This window comes from Microbacterium phosphatis, from assembly GCF_049177115.1.
Lineage (GTDB): Bacteria > Actinomycetota > Actinomycetes > Actinomycetales > Microbacteriaceae > Microbacterium > Microbacterium phosphatis.
On record NZ_CP185370.1, the window covers coordinates 1,297,296 to 1,319,855 of the forward strand.

Annotated in this window: 20 protein-coding genes; 12 read left to right on the plus strand and 8 right to left on the minus strand. The window is 71.2% G+C overall.

All coding sequences use genetic code 11. The features are described from left to right. Window positions 1-58 precede the first annotated feature (58 nt). The 6 genes from ACOKGD_RS06130 to mutM all read left to right on the plus strand — a co-directional run bounded on the left by ACOKGD_RS06130 (window position 59) and on the right by mutM (window position 5,247). A complete protein-coding gene (locus ACOKGD_RS06130; RefSeq protein WP_342335068.1) occupies window positions 59-2,248 on the plus strand; it encodes an ATP-dependent DNA helicase RecG in 2,190 nt (729 codons plus the stop codon). A gap of 61 nt (window positions 2,249-2,309) precedes the next feature. Continuing rightward, entirely contained in the window at window positions 2,310-2,810 is a 501-nt protein-coding gene (gene coaD, locus ACOKGD_RS06135; protein WP_342335067.1) for a pantetheine-phosphate adenylyltransferase, read from the plus strand. A 47-nt stretch (window positions 2,811-2,857) separates the two neighbouring features. After that, window positions 2,858-3,415: a YceD family protein gene (locus tag ACOKGD_RS06140; RefSeq protein WP_421355098.1), complete on the plus strand. Its 558-nt coding sequence runs from the start codon at window positions 2,858-2,860 to the stop codon at window positions 3,413-3,415. A 3-nt stretch (window positions 3,416-3,418) separates the two neighbouring features. Then, window positions 3,419-3,628 (plus strand): 50S ribosomal protein L32, encoded by a 210-nt coding sequence (gene rpmF / locus ACOKGD_RS06145; RefSeq protein WP_208503539.1) that lies wholly within the window; start codon window positions 3,419-3,421, stop codon window positions 3,626-3,628. An 11-nt stretch (window positions 3,629-3,639) separates the two neighbouring features. Further along, on the plus strand, window positions 3,640-4,338 hold the full coding sequence (gene rnc, locus ACOKGD_RS06150; protein ID WP_342335064.1) for a ribonuclease III: 699 nt from the start codon (window positions 3,640-3,642) through the stop codon (window positions 4,336-4,338). Between the two features lie 3 nt (window positions 4,339-4,341). Continuing rightward, window positions 4,342-5,247, plus strand: coding sequence for a bifunctional DNA-formamidopyrimidine glycosylase/DNA-(apurinic or apyrimidinic site) lyase (gene mutM / locus ACOKGD_RS06155; RefSeq protein ID WP_342335062.1), 906 nt, complete (start codon window positions 4,342-4,344; stop codon window positions 5,245-5,247). Between the two features lie 25 nt (window positions 5,248-5,272). On the opposite strand, the gene ACOKGD_RS06160 is transcribed toward mutM, so the two are convergent. Further along, on the minus strand, window positions 5,273-6,007 hold the full coding sequence (locus tag ACOKGD_RS06160) for an SDR family NAD(P)-dependent oxidoreductase (protein WP_421355113.1): 735 nt from the start codon (window positions 6,005-6,007) through the stop codon (window positions 5,273-5,275). 89 nt (window positions 6,008-6,096) lie between these two features. On the opposite strand from ACOKGD_RS06160, the gene ACOKGD_RS06165 reads away from it, so the two are divergent. Further along, a complete protein-coding gene (locus tag ACOKGD_RS06165) occupies window positions 6,097-6,735 on the plus strand; it encodes a SatD family protein (protein ID WP_342335061.1) in 639 nt (212 codons plus the stop codon). 6 nt (window positions 6,736-6,741) lie between these two features. Here the strand turns inward: ACOKGD_RS06165 and cofD are convergent, their stop codons facing one another. The 4 genes from cofD to ACOKGD_RS06185 all read right to left on the minus strand — a co-directional run bounded on the left by cofD (window position 6,742) and on the right by ACOKGD_RS06185 (window position 10,380). Next, on the minus strand, window positions 6,742-7,728 hold the full coding sequence (gene cofD / locus ACOKGD_RS06170; RefSeq protein ID WP_342335059.1) for a 2-phospho-L-lactate transferase: 987 nt from the start codon (window positions 7,726-7,728) through the stop codon (window positions 6,742-6,744). Window positions 7,729-7,765: 37 nt separating this feature from the next. Further along, window positions 7,766-8,842, minus strand: a complete 1,077-nt coding sequence (locus ACOKGD_RS06175) for a GNAT family N-acetyltransferase (RefSeq protein WP_342335058.1) — start codon at window positions 8,840-8,842, stop codon at window positions 7,766-7,768. Continuing rightward, complete coding sequence (locus ACOKGD_RS06180; protein ID WP_342335057.1) at window positions 8,842-9,933, minus strand: GNAT family N-acetyltransferase; 1,092 nt, start codon at window positions 9,931-9,933, stop codon at window positions 8,842-8,844. Before ACOKGD_RS06180 ends, ACOKGD_RS06175 begins: the two co-directional genes overlap by 1 nt. A gap of 75 nt (window positions 9,934-10,008) precedes the next feature. Next, complete coding sequence (locus ACOKGD_RS06185) at window positions 10,009-10,380, minus strand: hypothetical protein (protein WP_342335056.1); 372 nt, start codon at window positions 10,378-10,380, stop codon at window positions 10,009-10,011. 520 nt (window positions 10,381-10,900) lie between these two features. Here ACOKGD_RS06185 and smc point away from each other — a divergent pair. Both smc and ACOKGD_RS06195 read left to right on the plus strand, forming a co-directional pair. Beyond that, the gene (smc, locus tag ACOKGD_RS06190) at window positions 10,901-14,461 is read left to right on the plus strand and encodes a chromosome segregation protein SMC (protein ID WP_342335055.1); all 3,561 of its coding nucleotides are present in this window, start codon (window positions 10,901-10,903) and stop codon (window positions 14,459-14,461) included. After that, entirely contained in the window at window positions 14,458-15,573 is a 1,116-nt protein-coding gene (locus ACOKGD_RS06195) for a class I SAM-dependent methyltransferase (protein WP_342335054.1), read from the plus strand. The genes smc and ACOKGD_RS06195 overlap by 4 nt, the downstream gene beginning before the upstream one ends. A gap of 21 nt (window positions 15,574-15,594) precedes the next feature. Here the strand turns inward: ACOKGD_RS06195 and glgA are convergent, their stop codons facing one another. Continuing rightward, complete coding sequence (gene glgA / locus ACOKGD_RS06200) at window positions 15,595-16,800, minus strand: glycogen synthase (protein WP_342335052.1); 1,206 nt, start codon at window positions 16,798-16,800, stop codon at window positions 15,595-15,597. A 139-nt stretch (window positions 16,801-16,939) separates the two neighbouring features. Between glgA and glgC the strand changes: the two genes are divergently transcribed. Beyond that, window positions 16,940-18,202: a glucose-1-phosphate adenylyltransferase gene (glgC, locus tag ACOKGD_RS06205; RefSeq protein ID WP_342335050.1), complete on the plus strand. Its 1,263-nt coding sequence runs from the start codon at window positions 16,940-16,942 to the stop codon at window positions 18,200-18,202. Window positions 18,203-18,240: 38 nt separating this feature from the next. After that, on the plus strand, window positions 18,241-19,122 hold the full coding sequence (gene ftsY, locus ACOKGD_RS06210; RefSeq protein WP_342335048.1) for a signal recognition particle-docking protein FtsY: 882 nt from the start codon (window positions 18,241-18,243) through the stop codon (window positions 19,120-19,122). Here the strand turns inward: ftsY and ACOKGD_RS06215 are convergent. Both ACOKGD_RS06215 and ACOKGD_RS06220 read right to left on the minus strand, forming a co-directional pair. After that, window positions 19,119-19,865 (minus strand): phosphotransferase family protein, encoded by a 747-nt coding sequence (locus ACOKGD_RS06215; protein ID WP_342335047.1) that lies wholly within the window; start codon window positions 19,863-19,865, stop codon window positions 19,119-19,121. The two genes, ftsY and ACOKGD_RS06215, sit on opposite strands and share 4 nt — an antisense overlap. A gap of 40 nt (window positions 19,866-19,905) precedes the next feature. After that, window positions 19,906-21,855 carry a potassium transporter Kup gene (locus ACOKGD_RS06220; protein ID WP_342335046.1) on the minus strand — a complete coding sequence of 650 codons (1,950 nt, stop codon included), beginning with the start codon at window positions 21,853-21,855 and terminating at the stop codon, window positions 19,906-19,908. A gap of 197 nt (window positions 21,856-22,052) precedes the next feature. Between ACOKGD_RS06220 and ACOKGD_RS06225 the strand changes: the two genes are divergently transcribed. Then, window positions 22,053-22,553, plus strand: coding sequence for a DUF2004 domain-containing protein (locus tag ACOKGD_RS06225; RefSeq protein WP_342335045.1), 501 nt, complete (start codon window positions 22,053-22,055; stop codon window positions 22,551-22,553). Window positions 22,554-22,560 lie beyond the last annotated feature (7 nt).

Sequence of the window (22,560 nt, forward strand, 5' to 3'; positions counted from 1 at the left end):
GCCGATCGGCGTCGTGCTGATTCGAAGAGATGTCCGACTCTCGCCCTAGAATCGGATCATGTCGCCCACCTTGGACACCACGCTGCGCGACGTGCTCGGCGAGAAGGTCTCCGCCCGCCTCTCCAAGGCCTTCGGCATGGTGACGATCGGCGACCTCCTGGCGCACTACCCGCGTCGGTACGCGATCCGCGGCGAGCTGACGCCGATCCGGGGGCTGCCGATCGGCGAGCTCGCCACCGTGATCGCCGAGGTGCGGCAGGTCTCCTCGCGCCAGATGCGCAACCGCCAGGGCGGCATGCTCGAGGTCGTCATCACCGACGGCCAGGGCGAGCTCACCCTGACCTTCTTCGGCCAGAAGTGGCGAGAGCGCGAGCTGCGGCCCGGACGGCGCGGGGTGTTCTCGGGCAAGGTGAGCGAGTTCCGCCAGAAGCTGCAGTTCGCGAACCCCGACTACCAGCTGTTCGAGGACAACGAGAGCGTCGGCGTCGCCGAGGCGGACGAGATCGTGCGCACCCCGATCCCGATCTATCCCGCCACCGCACAGGTGCCCTCCTGGTCGATCGCGGGCTGGGTGAATGACGCCCTCGACCAGCTGGGGGAGGTCCCCGATCCGGTGCCGGCCGAGCTGCGCGCCCGCCGCACGCTGCTCACCGCCCGCGAGGCCCTCGAGTGGATCCACCGCCCGGAGACGAGCTCGCAGATCGACGCCGCGCGCAACACGCTGCGGATGCACGAGGCGCTGGTGCTGCAGACGGCGCTCGCGCAGCAGCGCCAGCTCGTCCGCACGATGTCGGCGATCCGGCGCCCCGCGGCCGCGGGCGGGCTGCTCGAGCGCTTCGACGCGGTGCTGCCGTTCGAGCGCACACCCGACCAGGTCACCGTGGGCGAGGCGATCGCGGCCGACATGACCGCCGCGTGGCCGATGAACCGCCTCGTGCAGGGCGAGGTGGGATCGGGCAAGACGCTCGTGGCTCTGCGGGCGATGCTGCAGGTCGCCGAATCCGGCGGGCAGTCGGCGCTCATCGCCCCGACCGAGGTGCTCGCCGGGCAGCACCTGCGCTCGATGACGAAGATGCTCGGCCCCGCGCTCGCGCCCGAGCTGATGCCCACGCTGCTGACGGGGCAGATGTCGGCGGCCGATCGCCGGAAGGCCGCGCTGCGTGTGGCATCGGGTCAGGCGCTCATCGTGATCGGCACCCACGCCCTGCTCAGCGAGGGCACCACCTTCGCCGACCTCGGTCTTGTGGTGGTCGACGAGCAGCACCGGTTCGGCGTCGAGCAGCGCGAGACGCTGCGCGCCAAGGGCACGAGCCCTCACGCGCTCGTGCTGACGGCCACCCCCATCCCGCGCACCGTCGCGATGACGGTGTTCGGCGACCTCGACGTGTCGACGATCCGCACCATGCCGGCGGGGCGGGCGGGCATCGAGACCTTCGTCGCCCCGGTCGCCGAGAAGCCCGGCTGGTTCGCCCGCGTGTGGGATCGCGCGGCCGAGGAGGTCGAGAAGGGCCACCAGGTCTTCGTCGTGTGCTCGGCCATCGATGCCGAGAAGGAGACCAAGACGACGATCCGCCCGGGCGCCGACGACGGCACCGGGGGAGCGACCCCGCTGGTGGAGGGCGAGGCCGCCCGCCCGCACTGGGGCGTGGTGCAGGTCGCCGAGCTGCTCGCGCGGCACCCCCGCGTCGGGCAGCTGCGCATCGCGACGCTGCACGGGAAGATGCCCGCCGACGAGAAGGACCGCATCATGCAGTCCTTCGCCCGGGGCGAGATCGATGTGCTTGTGGCGACGACCGTGATCGAGGTCGGTGTCGACGTTCCCAACGCCTCGACGATGGTCATCCTCGACGCCGACAGGTTCGGTGTCTCGCAGCTGCACCAGCTGCGCGGGCGCGTGGGCCGCGGCGGCGTGCCCGGCCTCTGCCTGCTGGTGACCGAGGCCGAGGCGGAGTCGATCGCGCGCTCGCGCGTCGAGGCCGTGGCCTCGACCCTGGACGGGTTCGAGCTGGCGGAGATCGATCTCGAGCTGCGCGGCGAGGGCGACGTGCTGGGCGACGCCCAGTCGGGGGTCCGGTCCTCCCTGCGGCTGCTGCGCGTGGTGAAGGACGCCGACCTCATCGCCCTGGCGCGCGGCGAGGCCGAGCGCATCCTCGCGGACGACCCGACGCTCGCCGCCCACCCGGAGCTGGCCGACGCCCTGGCCCGTCGCGTCACCCACGAGGAGCGCGCCGCGCTGTCGAAATCGTGACCAGGAGCGGATCCGTCGGGTTCCGATCCCTGGCATAGGAACCGCCCGATAGTCTGCGAGCATGAGCAGCCGGATCGCCGTCGTCCCCGGATCCTTCGACCCGCCGACCCTCGGTCACCTCGACGTGATCCGCCGGGCCGCGAAGCTGTACGACGAGCTGCACGTGCTGGTCGTGCACAACCCGGACAAGGCGGGCATGCTCCCGGCCGCGCAGCGGGTCTCGCTGCTCGAGCAGTCGATCGCCGAGGACGGCATGCCGGGCGACATCGTGGTGCGCTCCTGGAGCGTCGGGCTGCTCGTCGACTACGCCCAGGAGGTCGGCGCCGGGGTGCTGGTGAAGGGCATCCGCTCGCAGGTCGACGTGGCCTACGAGACGCCGATGGCCGTGGTGAACCGTCACCTCGCGGGCATCGAGACCGTCTTCCTGCTGCCCGAGCCCTCGCACGCGCTGGTGTCCAGCTCGCTGGTGCGGCAGGTGGCCGGGCTGGGCGGCGACGTGACACCCTACGTGCCCGCGGCCGTCGCCCGCTTCCTGCGTCAGGCCGGCGCGAGGGACTTCTGAATCCGGCGAGGCTCAGCCCCGTCGCAGGACCCCGCGGGTACCATCGAATGGTGCGACCTCGACTCTCCGGACCCTTTGTGCTGCCCGCTCGCGACATCGTTCGCAAGCCGGGTGAGATGCGCGAGCACTTCCTGACCATCCCCGTTCCCGAGCGCTGGGGTGAGGGGATCGTGGCCGTGCCGAAGGGCGACGAGATCGATCTCGACGTGCGTCTGGAGTCCGTGCACGAGGGCATCCTCGTCACCGGCACCATCGACGTCGAGTACAAGGGCGAGTGCGGGCGCTGCCTGCGCGACATCGCCGCGCCGCTCGAAGTCGAGATCCAGGAGCTTTTCGAGTATCCTGGGCAGGAAACTGCTGACTTCGAAGTTCAAGACGACCACGTGGATCTTGAAACTCTGGTCAGGGATGCGATCGTTCTGGCGCTCCCGTTTCAGCCGGTGTGTCAGCCGGATTGCCCCGGCCTTGATCCGGCTACGGGTGAGCGTCTGACGTCTTCGGCAAGCGCCTCGCAGATGCCCGTCGACCCTCGATGGGCTGCGCTCCAGAACCTCACCGACCACGGATCGGCGCCTGACGCCGCCCGCGACACAGAAGAGAGCTGAACAATGGCTGGTAACCCCCCGAAGCGGAAGGTCTCCCGCTCCAACACCCGCTCGCGCCGCGCGCAGTGGAAGGCCGAGGCGACGCCGCTCGTCAAGACGATCGAGAACGGCAAGGTCGTCTACAGCCGTCCGCACCAGGCCAAGGTCGTCACCGACTCGCAGGGCACCGAGCTGTTCCTCGAGTACAAGGGCCGCAAGGTCGCCGACGTCTGAATCGGCTTCCCGTGACGGTAGATAGTCGCGGAACGCAGTACCTCACCGAGAAGCTCGGCGTCGAGATCGACGCCGAGCTTCTCGATTTGGCGCTGACGCACCGCTCATTCGCGTACGAGAACGGCGGCCTGCCGCACAATGAGCGCCTGGAGTTCCTGGGCGACTCGGTGCTGGGCCTGTCGGTGACCTCGATGCTCTACACGCGCCACCCCGAGCTCGAAGAGGGAGCGCTCGCGAAGCGCCGCGCCAGCGTCGTCTCGACCGTGGCGCTGGCCGAGGTCGCGCGCGCGATCGGCCTGGGCGACCACATCAAGCTCGGCCGTGGTGAGGAGCTCACCGGCGGGCGCGACAAGGACTCGATCCTGGCCGATGCCATGGAGGCCGTGATCGGCGCGGCCTATCTGTCGGCGGGGGCTCCCGTCGCGACCGAGATGGTGCTGCGCCTGGTCGAGCCGCTGTTCGAGAACCCCGAGCGCTACGGCGCGGCGATGGATCCGAAGACCGCTCTGCAGGAGATCGCGGCGCGCCAGGGGCTCACACCTCCCGTGTACACGGTCGAGGCGAGCGGCCCGGATCACGAGCGCCGCTTCATCGCGACGGTGACGGTCGCGAGGTGGTCGCGCAGCGGCGAGGGCACCAGCAAGAAGACGGCCGAGATGGCGGCCGCCCTCGACCTCTGGCGCGATCTCAGCGACCGCGCGCGGGTCTGACCCGTGCCCGAGCTTCCCGAGGTCGAGGTGGTCCGCGCGGGCCTCGCGCCCGCAGTCACCGGCGCGCGCGTGCTCGGCGTCGAGGCGCACGACCCGCGCGCGCTGACGCGCCACCCGGGCACGGCCGGCGACTTCGAGGCGCGGCTCAGCGGCCGTGTCTTCGCGGGCACGGCCCGGCGCGGCAAGTTCCTCTGGCTGACGCTCGAGGACGAGCCGGCGCGGGGGCCCGAGGCCGTGATGGTGCACCTCGGCATGAGCGGGCAGATGCTGCTGCGCGCGCCGGGTGCTCCCGCGGAGCGGCACGAGCGCATCCGTCTCGCGATCGAGCATCCGGAGCACGGTGAGCTCGCCGTGGTGTTCGCCGATCAGCGCACGTTCGGTTCCCTCGCGATCGATCCGCTGATCCCGACCCTCGACGGGCAGGCCGGGGGCTTCGGCGATCCCGCGCCGCTTGTGCCCGAGCAGGCGGCGCATATCGCGCGCGATCCGCTCGACCCCGCCTTCGACCAGGGGCTGTTCCGCCGCCGTCTGGCGACGAAGTCGTCGGGCGTGAAGCGGGTGCTGCTGGATCAGACCGTCGTCAGCGGCATCGGCAACATCTACGCGGACGAGGCGCTGTGGGCGGCGCGGGTGCACCCCGAGACGCTCGCGCGCGAGCTCCCGACCCGCGCCGTGAACCGGCTGCTGGCCGAGGTGCGGGCGGTGCTCGCCAAGGCTCTCGCCGAGGGCGGCACGAGCTTCGACGCGCAGTACGTCAACGTGAACGGGCAGGCGGGCTACTTCGCCCACAGCCTCAACGCGTACGGCAGGCACGGCCAGCCGTGTCCGCGGTGCGGCCGCCCCCTGGTGCGCGAGTCGTTCGCGAACCGGGGCAGCCACTTCTGCCCGCACTGCCAGCGGCGCCGGTAGGGCACCGGCGACCGCAGGGCGCCCTCTAGAGGCCGCCCGCCACGCGGATCGTTGCGCCCGAGATGTAGCCGGCGCCGGGGGACAGGGCGAACGCGACGGTCGCCGCGACCTCGTCGGCTGTGCCCACGCGGCCCATCGGGTGCCTCTGGGCGACGCGGGCCGGGCGCCCCGGGTCGCCGGCGTCCGCGTGGATGTCGGTGTCGATCGTGCGGGGCGCGACGCCCACCACCCGGATCCCGCGCGGGGCGGCCTCGAGGGCGAGCCCCTTGGTGAGGGCGTCCACCCCGGCCTTGGCGGCCGCGTAGTGGACGTACTCGCCGGGGGAGCCGGTGGTCGCCGCCCCCGAGGAGATGTTGACCAGCACGCCTCCCGGGGCGAGGCACTGCACCGCACGCCGCGCCACCAGGATCGCCGAGGTGAGGTTGAGGTCGATGACGCGACGGACGATCTCGACGGGCGTCTCGACGAGGGGCCCGACGTGCAGGGTGCCTCCGGCGTTGTTCACGACGGCGTCGAGGGGAGAGCGCCAGGCGAGGGCGGCGGCGAACAGCTCGTCGACGCCCGTGTCGGTGGTGAGGTCGGCCCGGACGGTCAGGCACTCGGCGCCGAGGCGCTCGATGTCCGCCTGCAGATCCTCCGCCGCGCGGCGATTGCGCGCGTAGCCGAGGATCAGGTGGTCGCCTCGGGCCGCGAGATCGAGCGCGCAGGCTCGGCCGATGCCGCGGGTGCCGCCGGTGATGAGGATCGTGCGCTGGGCCAGGGTCCGAGCTTACGCAGGGGATCGCTGATATGCGGACGAATTAAGCGTATTCGCTTATGTGGTGCGAATATCAGTGTTATGGTGATCCCATGGTCATCGCCGTCATCGCCGACATCGTCGCCTCCCGCGCCGCGCATGACCGCGACGCGGTCCAGCGCGAGATCGAAGCCGCCGCTCGTGAGGTCGAGCGCACCCGGCCTCGGGCCCGCCAGGACTGGTGGCCCACCGTGGGAGACGAGTTCCAGGCGGTCTACGACACGATGGAGGACGCGCTCGTCGCGACGCTGTTCCTGCAGCTGGCCCTGCCCGAGGGCGTCGCCTGCCGCTTCGGTCTCGGCGTGGGGGACATCACGCCGGTCGAGTCGCGGCTCGCCGACCGGATCCAGGACGGGCCGGGATGGTGGGCGGCGCGCGAGGCGGTCGGGCGGGCGAACCTCCTGGACAAGGGGAAGCTGCCGGGGGTGCGCTCGTGGCTCGTGGTGCACGAGGGCGAGAGCGACGCGCTGCGCGCGCGCGAGCCGGTCGTGAACGCCTACCTGCTGCTGCGCGACCAGGTCGTCGCCGACATGAACCCGCGGGCGCGGCGGGCCACCTTCGACACGTGGCGCGGCATGCAGCAGAAGGACATCGCGGCCAAGGAGGGCATCACCCAGGCCGCCGTCTCGCAGGCGATCAACAAGCCGCTGGTGCGCGCGCTCCGCATCGGCGCCCGCGAGTTCGGGGCCTGACCCGGATCAGTGCGCGTCGGCCGCGAGGGCCACGTCGGCCGCGAGGGCCAGGGCGTCCGCGGCGAGCCGCGCCGACGAGTCGGCGTCGCGCATCCACAGCGGGACGGCCCGGGCCGTGAGGCCCGCGGGGGCGAGCGCGTCGACGGCATGCGCATCCGAGGTGTCCACGAGCCAGCCGTCGAGCAGGCCGCCGGTCGCGCGCGCGCCGTAGTGCCGGCCGACGGCCTCGGCACTCGTCTCGAGCCCGATCGCGGCGAGGCAGACGTCGGCCATGCCGCGCACCACGGCGCCCGAGATGATGCCCGAGACGCCGACGACCGGAGCCGACGCCGCCAACAGGGCGTCGCGCATGCCGGGCACCGCCAGCACGGGGCCGACGGAGACCACCGGGTTCGACGGAGCGATCAGCACCACGTCGGCCCGCGCGATCGCCTCGAGCGCGCCGGGGGCCGGAGCGGCGTCCGCGATGTCGCGCTGGGCGAACCCGGTCGCCGGCAGGTGGGCGCGGTGGCGCACCCACCACTCCTGGAAGTGGATCGGCTCCGCGCCCTCGATGAGCACGTGCGTGTCGATCTCGGCGTCCGTCGCGGGGTGCAGGGTGACGCCCAGGTCCCATCGCGCTCCGAGACGCCGGTACACCTCGGAGACCGACAGGCCCTCGCGCAGCCAGGCGGTGCGGGCGATGTGCGTGCCGAGGTCGAGGTCGCCGAGCGTGAACCACTCGGGCGCCGTGCCCCACACCTGCAGCTCGGCGGCGACCCGCTCGGATTCGTCGTCCCTGCCCCACCCGCGGACGGTGTCGTTCACGCCCGCGAGCGCGTAGAGCAGGCTGTCGTGATCCGGCGCGATGCGCAGCCCCGACACCCACCAGTCGTCCGCCGTGTTGACGACCACGTCGATGCGGTGATCCCGGCCCGAGCGTTGTGCGTGCTCGCGCACACCCTTCACGAAGCGCGCGCAGCCGACGCCGCCGCCGATGACGGTGATGTTCATCCCACCAGTCAACCAGCGGCGGCGTCGGCCGGGTGCATCAGGACAGCTTCTTCTCCCAGGCGCCCGCGTACGACGCCGGCACGAAGCCGACCTTCTCGTTCACGTCGAGCATGTACCGGTTCTCCTCGGCGTTGAACGTCGAGACGCACGGCGACTCGGGCACGGCCTCGTGCCACTTCGACAGCCCCACGCACTTGACGATCGAGCCGAGGCGGTGGCCGCGGTGCTCCGGCATCACGAGGGTGCCCCACTGAGATGTCGCCTTGGTGCGGTCGGGGCCGATCGTCAGCTCGTTGAACGCGGCGACCTCGCCCGTGGGCTCATGGATCACCAGGGTCACGCCGAAGACGGTTCCCGCCTGGGCGAACCGACGGTCGCGCTCGAACACGCGCTCGGCGTCCCACACCGACTCCTCCATCACGAGGTCGCCGCTGGGGACGTCCGAGTGCATACGGCCGATCGCCTTCGCGTAGCCGTCGGCGTACTCGGGCGGGGTGGGACCCGCCCACCACACCGCGCGGTAGTCGGGGCCCGCTGTGGCGATCGCCTCGGCCAGGAGCCGCTCGACCGGCTCGAAGTCGCCCTGCAGGTCGAAGCGGCTGTTGCGCTCGACCTGACCCAGCCGGTACCCCGCGGCCAGCATGCGCCGGGTGCTCGAGTCGTCGGCGGGGATCCACCCGGCGCCCGTAGGCGGGACCAGCCGCTCGTCGACCGGGTCGGCGCGGTGGATCGTCCACGACTGGGCCACGGTGCGACCGTGCTCGCGGGCGATGCGCTCCGCCTCGGCCTCGAGCGCGTCGACGACGGGGCCGCCGTTCTCGTGCTCCTCGGTCATCATCACGTCGATCTCGCACGACTCGCGGGTCGTCTTGTCGATGTCGACGCGGCAGGCGCCGACGATCTCACCCCCGACGCGCGCGATCGCCCCGAGCATCACCCGGTACGGCGTCTCCTGCGCGCGGGCGCGGAACTCGACCGCGGAATCCTCGTGCAGGTCGGTGCCGGACCAGCGCTGCCACGCGTCGTTGCCGATCTCGACCATCGCGAGGAAGCCCTCGGCGTCCGGGGCGTCGAGGGTCGTGGGCACGATCAGAGGCTCGATCACAACGTCCATCACAGCTCCTTCTTCCACTCGCCGGACGTGGCAGCCGGGACGAACCCCACGGCCTCGTTCACGTCCAGCATGTAGCGGTTCTCCTCGGCGTTGAAGGTCATCACACTCGGCGATGTCGGCACGAGCTCGTGCCAGCGGATCAGCCCGAGGCACTTCACGATGGTGCCCAGGCGGTGCCCGCGGTGCTCGCGCAGCACCAGGGTGCCGTAGTTCTCGGATCGGCGCGAGCGGTCGCGTCCGATCACGATCTCGTTGAAGGCGACGATCGCACCGGTGGGCTCATGGACCACGGCGGCGACCGCCATGATCTGGCCGGCATCGGCCTTCAGCTTCTCGCGGTACCGGATGCGCTCGGCGTCCCACGTCTCCTCCTCCCATTCGAGGTCGCCGCTGGGGACGTCCGTCGCCATCCGGGAGACGGCGTAGGCGTAGGTGTCGACGTACTCCTCCGGGGTGGGGTTCTGCCACCACACCGGGCGGTAGTCGGGGCCGGCCTTCTCGAGCGATTCCGCGAGCATGCGCTCGGCGTGCTCGAGCGAGTTCGAGAACTCGAAGACGCTGCAGCGCTCGACCTGTCCCAGCGTGTAGCCGTGACGGAGCAGCAGCTGCGTCGATGCGGCATCGCGGGCGACGGAGCCGAAGCCGGCGGGGGAGGGCAGCTGCTCACCGGTCAGCCCGGCGCGCAGCAGGTTGAAGGAGTTGAGCACGGTGCGGCCGTGGTCGCGGGCGAGGCGGTCGGCGTGATCGAGGAGCGCGTCCTCGATGCCGCGGCCGCGCTCGTCCGGGGGCACGTGCACACCGGCGTACGCGTTCTTCTCGCCCTCCCGCTGGTACTCGAACAGCAGGGCTCCGACGATCCGCCCGTCCTCGCGGGCGACGTGGACCTGCCGGTCGGTGTATGCGGTGGCGTGGAGCGCGACGAGCCACTCGGCGGGCTCGCAGTCGAAGAGAGTGGTGCCGGTGTCGTACCGGGTGGATGCCGTCATGATGTCGGCGGTCGCGCGCAGATCGGCGGCCTCGGGCACGTCGATCGCGGGCGGGAAGGTCAGCGCGTCGATGCGCAGACCGGGGATGTCGATCGTGTCGAACATGCGGGGTGGTGCTTCCTTCCGGGAGGAGGATCGGGCCGGGCGGGTTCGTGCCCCGCCCGGCCCGGATGGGATGTGTCAGCGGATCTGCTGGCCGAACAGGGCGATGGCGCGTGCGCGGTCGAGCTCCAGCTGGAGCATCACCCGCTCGCGCTCGAGCCGGCGTTCGTGCAGTTCCGTGGTGGTGAGCTGCCCTTCCACGGGGCGGGTGCCCCAGAGCAGCAGCTTGAGACCGAGCCACATGGCCACCCGGTCCGGAAGCGAAGTGCGTGCGGTGCGGTTCTGCAGCGACTGCGCTATCCGAGGGGGACCCGGCGGTTGCGGCGGATGCGACGTGCGCACCGCCTGAGCCTCGGCGAGGTGAGCGTTCATGGTGATGTTCTCCGTGGTCTGGATGGATCGTTCGGCGGATGCGACGGTCGGAATCGGTGTGGTGCGCGTGGTGGACATGGCTGTCTCCTCGGTGTGGCCCCCGGACGGGGGCGTGGATGGATGGATCCCCGAGACGGGGGGATGACGGATCCTGCGAAAGAGGATCCGGGCTGGGGAGCGCGACGACCGACGACCGCGGCCGGGGGCCGGGCGGAGGCGATCGACGCGTCAGCGGATCGGGCGTGCCGAGGGCGATCCCGCCGAGCAGGGCTCAGGCAGGTGCCTCAGAGGGCAGACCGGTGGTGCGAGACGTCAGCCGATGGCTGCCGTGCGCCGCGCGGCAAGGCCGAGGGCGCGTCGCACATCGACGCCGAACGCAGAGAGATCCGAGCTGCGGATTGGGGTGAGAATGGTGATCATCTGCGCCCCTCCTCTCGTATTCGCGTGGGTCGCGATTCCCGACAGTAGAGGCGGCATTCAGGCTTCGTCAAGACTTCTCCCGGGCGTGTCGCAGATTCCCGCGTGTGCGATCGAGGGCGCGCGACCCCGTCAGGTAGCGTGAAATCCGCATGATCACGGGGCCCGGGAAGGAGCGCGGATGCATCTGAAGAGCCTGACGCTCAAGGGCTTCAAGTCGTTCGCCCAGCCGACGACTTTCGCGCTCGAGCCGGGCGTCACCGCGATCGTGGGCCCCAACGGATCCGGCAAGTCGAACGTCGTCGATGCGCTCGCGTGGGTGATGGGCGAGCAGGGGGCCAAGACGCTGCGCGGCGGCAAGATGGAGGACGTCATCTTCGCCGGCACCGCCACGCGCGGGCCGCTCGGGCGCGCCGAGGTGCAGCTCACGATCGACAACGCCGACGGCGCGCTGCCGATCGAGTACAGCGAGGTGACGATCAGCCGCACCCTGTTCCGATCCGGCTCCAGCGAGTACGCGATCAACGGCGAATCGTGCCGTCTGCTCGACGTCCAGGAGCTGCTGAGCGACTCGGGTCTCGGTCGCGAGATGCACGTGATCGTCGGCCAGGGTCGTCTCGACGCGGTGCTGCAGGCCACCCCCGAGGACCGGCGCGGGTTCATCGAGGAGGCGGCCGGCATCCTCAAGCACCGCCGCCGCAAGGAGAAGACCCTGCGCAAGCTCGAGGCGATGGAGACGAACCTCACGCGCCTCAGCGACCTCGCCGGCGAGATCCGGCGGCAGCTGAAGCCGCTCGGGAAGCAGGCCGAGATCGCCCGCGAGGCGCAGACCATCGCCGCCGTCGTGCGCGACGCGCGTGCCCGCCTGCTGGCCGACGAGGTCGTGCAGTTGCGCGCCGCGCTGGCCGATCACGCGCGCAGCGAGCAGGAGCGCAACACCGAGCGCATGGTGCTGCAGGACGAGGTGGATCGCGTCCGCGCCCGGATCGCGCACCTCGAGCGCGAGCAGAACGCCGAGGTCGTCGACGCCGCCCGGGGAGTGGCCTTCGGCCTCGAACAGGTGCAGGAGCGCATGCGCGGGCTCTTCACCCTCGCCAATCAGCGCCTGGCGCTGCTCGGGGCCGATGACGACCCGAACGCCGGCGTCATCACCGTGTCGCAGAACCGCATCGACGCCGCGCGGGAGGAGATCACCCGCCTCTCGGACGGCCTCGCCGAGGCGCAGGACGCCGTGCAGGAGGCGGGGCGCGACGTCGCCCGCGCCCGCGCCGAGCTGGACGCGCTCGACACCGAGATCGCGGCGCAGAGCGCCCTCGTATCCGAGCACGACATGCGCCTGGCCGCGTTGCGGGGTGCGGCCGACGCGGCGCAGTCGGGCCTTGCGGCCGTGCGCGGCGGTGTGCTGCGACAGCAGAACGCGCTCGATGCCGCCGACCAGCGTCGCCTCGAGGCCGCCGACGAGCTGGAGCGCATCGATCCGGAGGAGGGATCCGCCGCCGGATCCGCCGCCGAGCATCAGGCCGCCTACGAGGCGGCGCAGCGCGAGGCCGCCGACGCCGAGGGCGAGCTCGAGAGGATCCGAGAGGCGCACCGCTCGGCCGAGCGCGAGGGTGACGCCCTCACCGCGAAGGTCGCCGCGCTGTCCAGCATGCTCGACGTCAAGAACGGCGCCGCGGCGCTCCTGACCCGCGGGGGGCCGGGCGTGCGCGGGCTCGTCGGCGACGCGGTGCAGGTGGACGCGGGGTACGAGGCGGCCATCGCGGCCGTGCTGGGCCCGCTCGCGGAGGGCCTGCTCGTCGACTCGCGCGATGCCGCCTTCGCCGTCGCGGCCCAGGCGGGCGAGTTCGGGGTGGTCGACATCGTGATCGCCGACGCCGGCGACGCCGGTGCCGCTCTTCCGGCGGTCGCGGGGGTCGTGGCGGCCCGTGAGGTGGTGAGCGCGCCCGACGGCGTGCTGCGGATCCTCGCGCATGTCGCGGTCGCCGATGATCTCGCCGCCGCCCGTGCGGTCTTCGAGGCGGAGCCCGATGCGGCGCTGACCGTCGTGACCCGCGCCGGCGAGGTCTGCACGGCCCAGACGGTGCGCGCGGGAACCGGCGAGCGGTCCCGCCTGGAGCTGCAGGCCGAGCGCGACGGCGCCGCCGCGCGTCTCGCGGAGGTGCGCGTGCAGGTGGACGAGCTGACGGTGCTGCGTGCCGAGGCGAACGAGCGCCTCCAGACGGCTCGCCGCGTCGCCAAGGATGCGCTGCAGCAGCTGCGCGAGCACGACGCGCAGCTCGCCCAGCACGCCGAGCGTCTCAACAAGGCCACCATCCGCCACGAGGCCGCGGTCGCCGAATGCGAGCGACTGCGGTCGGGGCTCGCCCAGGCGCAGGGCGCGGTCGCCGAGGCCGAGGCGAAGGCGCAGGCGGCTGCCACGGAACTCGACGCCGCGCTCGGGCAGCCGCGGCCGATCCTCGATGCGTCGTCGCGCGAGACCTTCGCCGCCGCCCTCGAGACCGCGCGCGAGAAGGAGATGCGCGCCCGCCTCGAGGTCGAGACGCTCCGGGAGCGCATGCGCTCGGCCGAGTCGCGCGCCACGGGCCTCGAGCGCCAGCGCGAGCGCGAGCGCGAGGCCGCCGAGGCCGCGGCGCGCCGCGCCGTGCTGCGTCGCCGCCAGCGCGAGATCGCCGAGGGCGTGGCGGCGGATCTCCCGCTTGTGCTCGACTCGGTCGACCGGTCGGTCACCGAGGCGCGCATGGCGCTGGCCGAGGCCGAGAGCGCGCGGGCCACCGTCACGGCGGAGCTGCGCGACCTGCGGGTGGCCGAATCCGGCCTGCGAGAGCGCCTCACGGGGCTGACCGAGAGCGTCCACGGCCTGGAACTCCAGATCCACGAGAAGAAGGTGCACCTGACGAGCCTCCTCGAGCGGGTGGCGAGCGAGCTCGGCCTGGGAGAGGAGATCCTGGTCGCGGAATACGGCCCGGATCAGCCGATCCCGCGCGATCCGGTCGACCCCGCACCCGGCGACGGTGAGGAATATGCCGAGGACGGCATGCCCGCGACCGTTCCGTACGACCGCCGCATGCAGGAGCGCCGTCTGCGCGACGCCGAGCGCAAGCTGGCCCAGCTCGGACGGGTCAACCCGCTGGCCCTGGAGGAGTTCGCCGCGCTCGAGCAGCGCCACAAGTTCCTCACCGAGCAGCTCGACGACCTCGTTCAGACCCGCAAGGACCTGATGACGATCATCGCCGACCTCGACGAGCGGATGCAGCTGATCTTCGCCGCCGCCTTCGAGGACACCAAGGCGGCGTTCACCGAGGTCTTCCCGATCCTGTTCCCCGGGGGCACGGGGTCGATCTCGCTGACCAAGCCCGACGACATGCTGACCACCGGCATCGAGGTCTCCGTGCGCCCCGTCGGCAAGAAGATCGAGCGGTTGTCCCTGCTGTCCGGCGGCGAGCGGTCGCTGGCGGCGGTGGCGTTCCTCACCGCGATCTTCACCGCGCGCCCCAGCCCCTTCTACATCCTCGACGAGGTCGAGGCGGCGCTCGACGACGCCAACCTCGGGCGACTGCTCGGCGTGTTCGAGAAGCTGCGGGTGTCCAGCCAGCTGCTCGTCATCACGCACCAGAAGCGCACGATGGAGATCGCCGACGCGCTGTACGGCGTCTCGATGCGCCAGGACGGCGTCTCGGCCGTCGTCGGTCAGCGCATCACCGAGCGCGGCGCCGCCGAGCGCGTCGAGCAGGTCGCCTCGTGACCCCGGCGGAGGCATTCGACGAGATCGCGCCGCGGCTGCGACGCCGCCCCGACATCGAGGCGCACGATCTCGTCGCCGCGGACGCGAGCGATCGGCTGATCCTGACCGAGGCGGGTTCACCGCAGGGCGAGGTCGCCGTCATCGGCGATCGGTACGGGGCGCTGACGCTCTCGCTGCTGCGCACGGATCCGGGCCTGCGGATCCGGGTGCACCAGGACGCGCTCACGGGGGAGAGGGCGCTGGCCCTCAATGCGGCCGACCTCGGGGTCTCCCTGGAGCGGGTGACCTGGCACGATCTCGACCCGTCGCTGGTGGCGGGGGCCGGCACGGCCCTCCTGCAGCTGCCGCGATCGCTGGATGCGCTGGACGAGATCGCGGGCGTGGTCGCCGGCGCCGGTGCGCGGCTGGTCGCGGGCGGCCGGATCAAGCACATGACGGTGTCGATGAACGACGTGCTCGCGCGGCACTTCGGCCGCGTCGACGTCAGCCGCGCGGCGAGCAAGTCGCGGGTGCTGCACGCCGGCGAGCCGCTGGCGCGCACCGCGGGCGTCTGGCCCCGTCGCGAGCATCACGCCGACCTCGGGCTCACCGTCTGCGCGCACGGGGCCGCATTCGCAGGCACGTCGGTCGACATCGGCACGCGCTACCTGCTGACCTTCCTCGGCGACATGCGCCGGGCGGAGCGGGCGATCGACCTCGCCTGCGGCACCGGGGTGCTCGCGACGATGCTCGCCACGGCGCAGCCTCGCGCCCGCGTCGTCGCGACGGATCAGTCCGCCGCCGCTGTGGCCTCGGCGCGCGCGACCGCCGAGGTCAACGGTGTGGCCGACCGGGTCGAGGTGGTGCGCGACGACGGGCTCGGCGCGCAGCCGGACCGCTCGGCCGACCTGATCGTGCTGAACCCGCCGTTCCATTCCGGCGCCGCCGTCACCGAGGAGATCGCCCCGCGGATGTTCGCCGACGCCGCGCGCGTGCTGACGGCCGGTGGCGAGCTGTGGTGCGTGTTCAACTCGCACCTCGCGTACCGCCCGCTCCTCGAGCGCACCGTCGGCCGAACCCGTCAGGCGGGCCGCAACGCGAAGTTCACGGTCACGGTCTCGACGCGCCGGTAGCGCGGCACCCGCCGGGAGCGCTCAGCGCGCCGCGCCGACGACCTCGTCGTAGAGCGCACGGGTGCGCTCGGCGATCGCGAGCCACGAGAACTCCTGCTCGGCGCGCTGGCGACCGGCCTCGCCCAGCCGACGGGCGCGATCCGGATCCGAGATCATGTCGGTCAGCGCCGCGGCGAGATCGCGGACGAACGTCTCCGGGTCGGTGGGCGTGCCGGTGCCGTCGTCGAGCTGATCGAGGGGCACGATCGTGCCGGTGATGCCGTGCGCGACGACCTCGGGGATGCCGCCCGTGGCCGTGCCGACCACGGGAGCGCCGCAGGCCATCGCCTCGAGGTTGACGATGCCGAGGGGCTCGTACACGGAGGGGCACACGAACGTCGTGGCGGCGCTCAGCAGCGCGCACAGCTCGTGGCGCGGCAGGTGGCGGTCGATCCACACCACGCCGTCGCGGGTCTCGCGCAGCTCGGCGACGAGGCCCTCGACCTCGGCCATGATCTCGGCGGTGTCCGGGGCGCCCGCGCACAGCACCAGCTGCACTTCCGGCGGCAGGAGACGCGCTGCGCGGAGCAGGTACGGCAGGCCCTTCTGCCGGGTGATGCGACCCACGAAGACGACCGACGGGCGGTCGGGGTCCATGCCCAGCGCGCGGACCGTGTCCGGATCCTCGACGCGGGCCCAGGAGCTCAGATCGATGCCATTGTAGACGACCTTGACGCGCTCGGGGTCGAGGTCGGGGTACACCCGCAGCAGGTCGAGGCGCATGCCCTCGCTCACCGCGACGACGGCGTCGGCCGACTGCAGGGCGTCGCGCTCGATCCAGCTCGAGAGCCGGTAGCCGCCGCCGAGCTGCTCGGCCTTCCACGGGCGCAGCGGCTCGAGACTGTGCGCGGTGGCGATGTGCGGGATGCCGTGCAGCATCTTGGCGACATGGCCCGCGAAGTTGGCGTACCAGGTGTGCGAGTGCACAAGATCCGCTCCGGCGGCGTCGCCCGCGATGGCGAGGTCGACGCCCATGGTCTGCAGCGCGCCGTTGGCCTGCGCGAGCTCGGCGGGCACCGCGTAGGCGGTCGCACCCTCCTCCTCGCGCGGCGCGCCGAAGCAGCGCACAAGCACCTCGAGGTCGGATCCGCCCGTGAGGCGCAGGGCCTTCACGAGCTCGGCGACATGGACGCCGGCGCCTCCGTAGATCTCCGGCGGGTATTCACGGGTGAGCAGGTCGACGCGCATGAGGTCAACCTAGCGCGAGGCCCGCGTCGCCGGCGCCCCCGGGCGTGCGCGAGCCGTGCCCGCCAGACAGGTGAGAACATGGGCGACGCGGCCCGAATCACCGCCCACAAGATGGCGGAATGACACTAGTGTCAGGCGTATGGCAGCGGCGACGAGGAAAGTGCTGGGAATCGTTCTCGCGGGCGGTGAAGGAAAGCGGCTGATGCCCCTGACATTGGATCGGGCAAAGCCCGCGGTCCCGTTCGGCGGCCATTACCGGCTGATCGACTTCGCGCTGTCGAACCTGATGAACTCGGGCCTGCGCCAGGTCGTTGTCCTCACCCAGTACAAGTCGCACAGCCTCGACCGTCACATCTCGCAGCTGTGGCGGATGAGCGGCATGTTCAACTCGTACGTCGCGTCCGTTCCCGCGCAGCAGCGCCTCGGCAAGCGGTGGTACCTCGGATCGGCCGATGCGATCCTGCAGAGCCTGAACCTCGTCTACGACGAGAAGCCCGACTACATCGTCGTCGTCGGCGCCGATCACGTGTACCGCATGGACTTCGAGGCCATGCTCGACGCGCACATCGCGTCCGGTGCCGAGTGCACGGTCGCGGCCATCCGTCAGCCCATCTCTCTCGCGAACCAGTTCGGCGTCATCGACGTGAACCCGGACGCGCCCGACACCATCCGCGAATTCCTCGAGAAGCCGGCATCGCCCCAGGGCCTGCCGGACTCGCCGGGCGAGGTCCTGGCCTCGATGGGGAACTACATCTTCACGGCGGACGCCCTCGTCGAGGCCGTGCTCGCCGACGGTGAGCGCACCGAGTCCAATCACGACATGGGTGGCGACATCGTCCCCTATTTCGTCGAGAAGGGCACGGCCGGCGTCTACGACATGAAGAACAACGACGTGCCCGGAAGCACGGCACGCGATCGCTACTACTGGCGCGACGTGGGCACCATCGAGTCGTACTTCGACGCGCACCAGGACCTGATCTCGGTGCTGCCGATCTTCAACCTGTACAACAACGAATGGCCGATCTTCAGCCGCCAGGACAACATGCCTCCGGCGAAGTTCACGCGTGACGCCCGCGGCACCCTCAGCACGGTGATCGACTCGATCGTCTCCCTCGGCACCGTCATCTCGGGCGCGCACATCGAGCGCAGCGTGGTGGGCACCCGCGCGGTCGTCGACTCGGGGGCGATGCTGACCGATTCGATCGTGTTCGACGACAGCTGCATCACGAAGGGCGCCACGGTGCGCAGGGCGATCCTCGACAAGAACGTGGTGGTCGAGCCCGGCGCGACGGTCGGTGTGGACCCCGAGCTGGATCGCCTCCGCGGATTCACGGTGACCGACACCGGGATCACCGTCGTCGGCAAGGGAGTGCACGTCACCCGCAGCCCCACGGCGCGCTGAGCGTCGGCCCGGCACGCCGGGCGACATAGGCTGGATCCATGGCTGAGAAGTGGTCCCTGGGTCGCGCGCTGCGCGGTGTGTTCGTCCGTCCGACGATCGACGAGGACACGTGGGAGACCCTGGAGAGCGCCCTGATCCAGGCCGACTTCGGGCCGGACATCACCGAGACGATCGTCGAGCAGCTGCGTGCCGACGTCGAGCGCTTCCGCACGACCGACCCGCGCGACCTCAACCGCATGCTGCAGGAGACGCTCGAGGAGCGCTTCGCGAAGTACGACTCGACGCTGAAGCTCACCGAGCGCCCGGCCGTGGTGCTCGTCGTCGGCGTGAACGGGGTCGGCAAGACCACCACGATCGGCAAGTTCGCGCACTTCCTGCGGCGCTACCAGCGCTCGGTCGTCGTCGGCGCCGCCGACACCTTCCGCGCGGCGGCCGTCGATCAGCTCGCGACCTGGGCCGAGCGCGGCGGCGCGACGATCGTCCGCCCGGATCGCGAGGGGCAGGATCCGGCATCGGTCGCCTTCCAGACGATCGACTACGCCAAGCAGACGGGCACCGAGATCGTGCTCGTGGACACCGCGGGGCGCCTGCACACCAAGGGCGGCCTGATGGACGAGCTGACGAAGATCCGCCGGGTCATCGAGAAGCAGGCGCCGATCAGCGAGGTGCTGCTGGTGCTCGATGCCACCACCGGCCAGAACGGCGTGATGCAGGCCGAGGCGTTCCTCCAGCACGCCGGGGTCACGGGGCTCGTGATCTCGAAGCTCGACGGATCGGCCAAGGGCGGTTTTGTGCTCGCGGTGCAGGAGCGCACGGGCATCCCCGTCAAGCTGCTGGGCCAGGGCGAGGGCATCGGCGACCTGACCGGCTTCACCCCGCACGTGTTCGTGCAGGCGCTCGTCGAGGGCGCCGTCGACTAGGAGTCGCGCATGCGCGATCGGAGCACGTCGAACTCGCAGCCCGGGTCGTCCGGGTCGAAGCCGTGCTCGATCAGCCAGCGCGCGGCCGTGAGGCTGCGCAGCGACCACCACGCGCGGATGACGTCGCGGTCGACATCCTCCCCGTAGCCGGCGAGCAGGTCGTCGAGGCGCTCCTCGTGCCCGAGGGTCAGGATCGCCAGATCGAACAGGGCGTCCCCGGGAGCGGCCTCCGACCAGTCGATGATGCCCGTGACGGCCTCGTCCTCGACGAACACGTGCGTGATCTGCAGGTCGCCGTGGATGAACACCGGGCTCCAGGGCCGCAGCGCCGCTTGCGCGATCTCGCGATTGCGCCGGATCACCTCGGCGGGCAGCACGGCGTTCTCGCGCAGCCACGCGCACTCGCTGTCGAGCTCTGCCTCGATGTCGCCGCGCCGCCGGCCCGGCCACGGCGGGACCGGCGCGTTGTGCAGCGTCCGCACGGCGGCGCCGGCGGCCGCCCAGGCGGCGGGCGACGCCGCCGACGGCGCCCCGAGGATGCCGAGGGCCATGCCGGGCACCGCCGCGATCGCGAGCACGGGCGGCTGGTGCCAGAGGATCGCGGGCGTCGGCACGGGTGCCAGCGCCATCGCGCGGGTCTCGACCTCGGCGTGGGCGGAGGCGACGTCGATCTTCAGGAAGACGTCTCCGACGCGGAGGGTCGCGCGCTGACTGTGGGCGACGACGACCTCGACCTCATCCATGCCGGCCATTCTCGCCGAGAGCCCGCCGACGCGCCACGGATCAGATCTCGACGACCTCGCCCAGCACAACGGTGCGGTTCAGGGGGAGGTTGAAGTGCTCGGCGGCGTCGACCGTGATGCGCGCCGTGGCGAGGAACAGCTTCTTCCGCCATGGCGCCATCCGCGGCTTGCGCCCCGCGCGGAGCTCGATCTTCGAGAGGTAGAACACCGCCTCGTCGAGATCGAGCCTGCCGCACGCCGCCTTGGGCGACACCAGCGACAGCGCGCGGGGCACGTCCGTCACCTCGGCGTAGCCGAAGTTGATCGTGACGTGGGTGATGCCGTCGGCCGGGTCACCGAGATCGTCGATGACGATCCGCTTCTTCGACGGCACACGCGGCACCGTGGCGATCTCGACGGACACGATCACGATGCTGGCGTGGCGGACGTGATTGTGCCGGATGTTGTCGCGCAGGGCGAGCGGCACGGTGGTCTTGCCGCGGTTCAGGAAGATCGCCGTCCCCGGCACCACCGCGATCCGCTCGGGATGGGAGTGGATCTCGGCGATGAATCCCTCCAGCGACCCCTCGATCTTCGTGCGCTTGTCGGTGACGACCCTGCGGCCCTTCTGCCACGTGGTCATGATCAGGAACGAGGTGAGCGCGATCGCGAGCGGCAGCCACGCACCGTGCAGGATCTTGGTGAGGTTCGCGCTGAGGATGAGGACTTCGAACGCGAGGATCAGGGCCGCCCCGCCCCAGAGGATCCACTTCGGGGTGCGCCACGACCGGGACGCCACGTAGAAGAACAGGATGGTGGTGATCGTGATGGTGCCGATCGCGGTCATCCCGTAGGCGTAGGCGAGCGCGGTGGAGGACTGGAAGGTGAAGACCAGGATCAGCACCGCACCGAGGAGGATCCAGTTCACCCACGGCACGTACACCTGGCCGTAGGTGTCGCGAGAGGTGTGCAGGATGCGCAGGCGCGGCAGATAGCCGAGCTCGGCGGCCTGCGTGGCCACCGAGAAGGCACCCGAGATGACAGCCTGCGACGCGATGACGGTGGCGAGAGTCGCGAGCAGGATCATCGGGATCCGCGCCCACTCGGGCACCAGGATGAAGAACGGCGACGCGAGGGCGGCCCGGTCGTGCAGCACCACGGCGCCCTGGCCGAAGTAGTTGAGCGTGACGGCCGGCAGCACAACGAACATCCAGCCGCGGCTGATCGGCTTGCGCCCGAAGTGCCCCATGTCGGCGTACAGGGCCTCGGCGCCGGTGAAGCACAGCACGATGGCCGCCAGCGCGAAGAAGGCGTACTGGAAGTTGCCCACGAGGAAGGCGAATGCGTACGTCGGCGACAGCGCCGCGAGGATCGTCGGCTCGGTGGTGATGCCGCCGATGCCCGCCACGGCGAGGGCCGTGAACCACACCAGGATGATGGGCCCGAACGCGCGGCCGACCACGTGGGTGCCGAACTTCTGGCTGATGAACAGGGCCACCAGCACCACCACGGCGATGGGGATGATCAGGCTGTCGAACGCGGGGTCGACGACCTTCAGGCCCTCGATCGCCGACAGCACCGAGATCGCCGGGGTGATGACGCCGTCGCCGAGGAACAGCGAGGCGCCGAACACGCCGAGCGCCGCCAGCAGGCCGGTCGATGCGGCCTTGTTCTTCGCGGCCCAGGAGCGCAGCAGAGTGATGAGGGCCATGATGCCGCCCTCGCCGTGGTTGTCGACGCGCATCGCGAGGGAGACGTAGGTGAGCGTCACCACGATCATGAGGGACCAGAAGATCAGCGAGACGACGCCGTAGACGTTGTCGGTGGTCACGGGGACCGGGTGAGGGTCGTCGGGGTTGAAGACGGTCTGCAGGGTGTAGATGGGGCTGGTGCCGATGTCGCCGAAGACCACCCCGAGCGCGCCGAGGACGAGCGCGATCCGGACGCGGTCGCGGGGGGCCGTCACCGGGATCGCCTTCGGGGCCTGGGCACGTTCGAGCAGTTCCGTCACGTCTGATGACCGTACGCCGGTGCGGAGGGACCCCTTCCGGGTCGCACGGAATGCACACGGCGGGCGCGGTCATCCTCACGGAATCCTCACGCTTTCCTCGCCGACGAGAGCGGCGAAGGCCACGATCGGCCCGATGCGGCAACACGCGGGCGGGCGCGTGACTACCGCGCGCGGGGCCGTGCTGGTTTCATTGGCCTATGGCGATCGAACACGACTTCTTCGGCCTTCTGGAATCCGGGCCGGACGGCTCGATCTTCTGGTCCGAGAACGTGGACCTCGGGGATCAGAACGTCACGGTCGATCTGACCGCGCCCGATCAGGACGACGTGTCCGCCGCCGCGCTCGACGCCGCCGCCTCGATGGTGTCCGCACTGGAGGAGCTCGACCGTCGTGCCCGCGAGGCGATGCTCGCCGAGGTCGACAATCGCGCGAGCGAGGTGACCGAGTACATCCTGATGCAGCAGGACACGCTGGGGGACGACCTGGAGGACTTCCTCGTCGACATCAGCACCGAGCCGGCCGTCGACATCATCCGGTCGCTGCAGCTGATGAGCATGACGATCCTGGCCGACGAGCACGGCGGAACCGACCCGTTCGCGGTGCTCGAATACGCGCTCGATCCCGACGCCGCCGACGACGTCCTGCTGGTGAACCTGTCGTCCGACGGCACCGTGCTGAACGTCACCAGCGCCGACTGACGCCGCC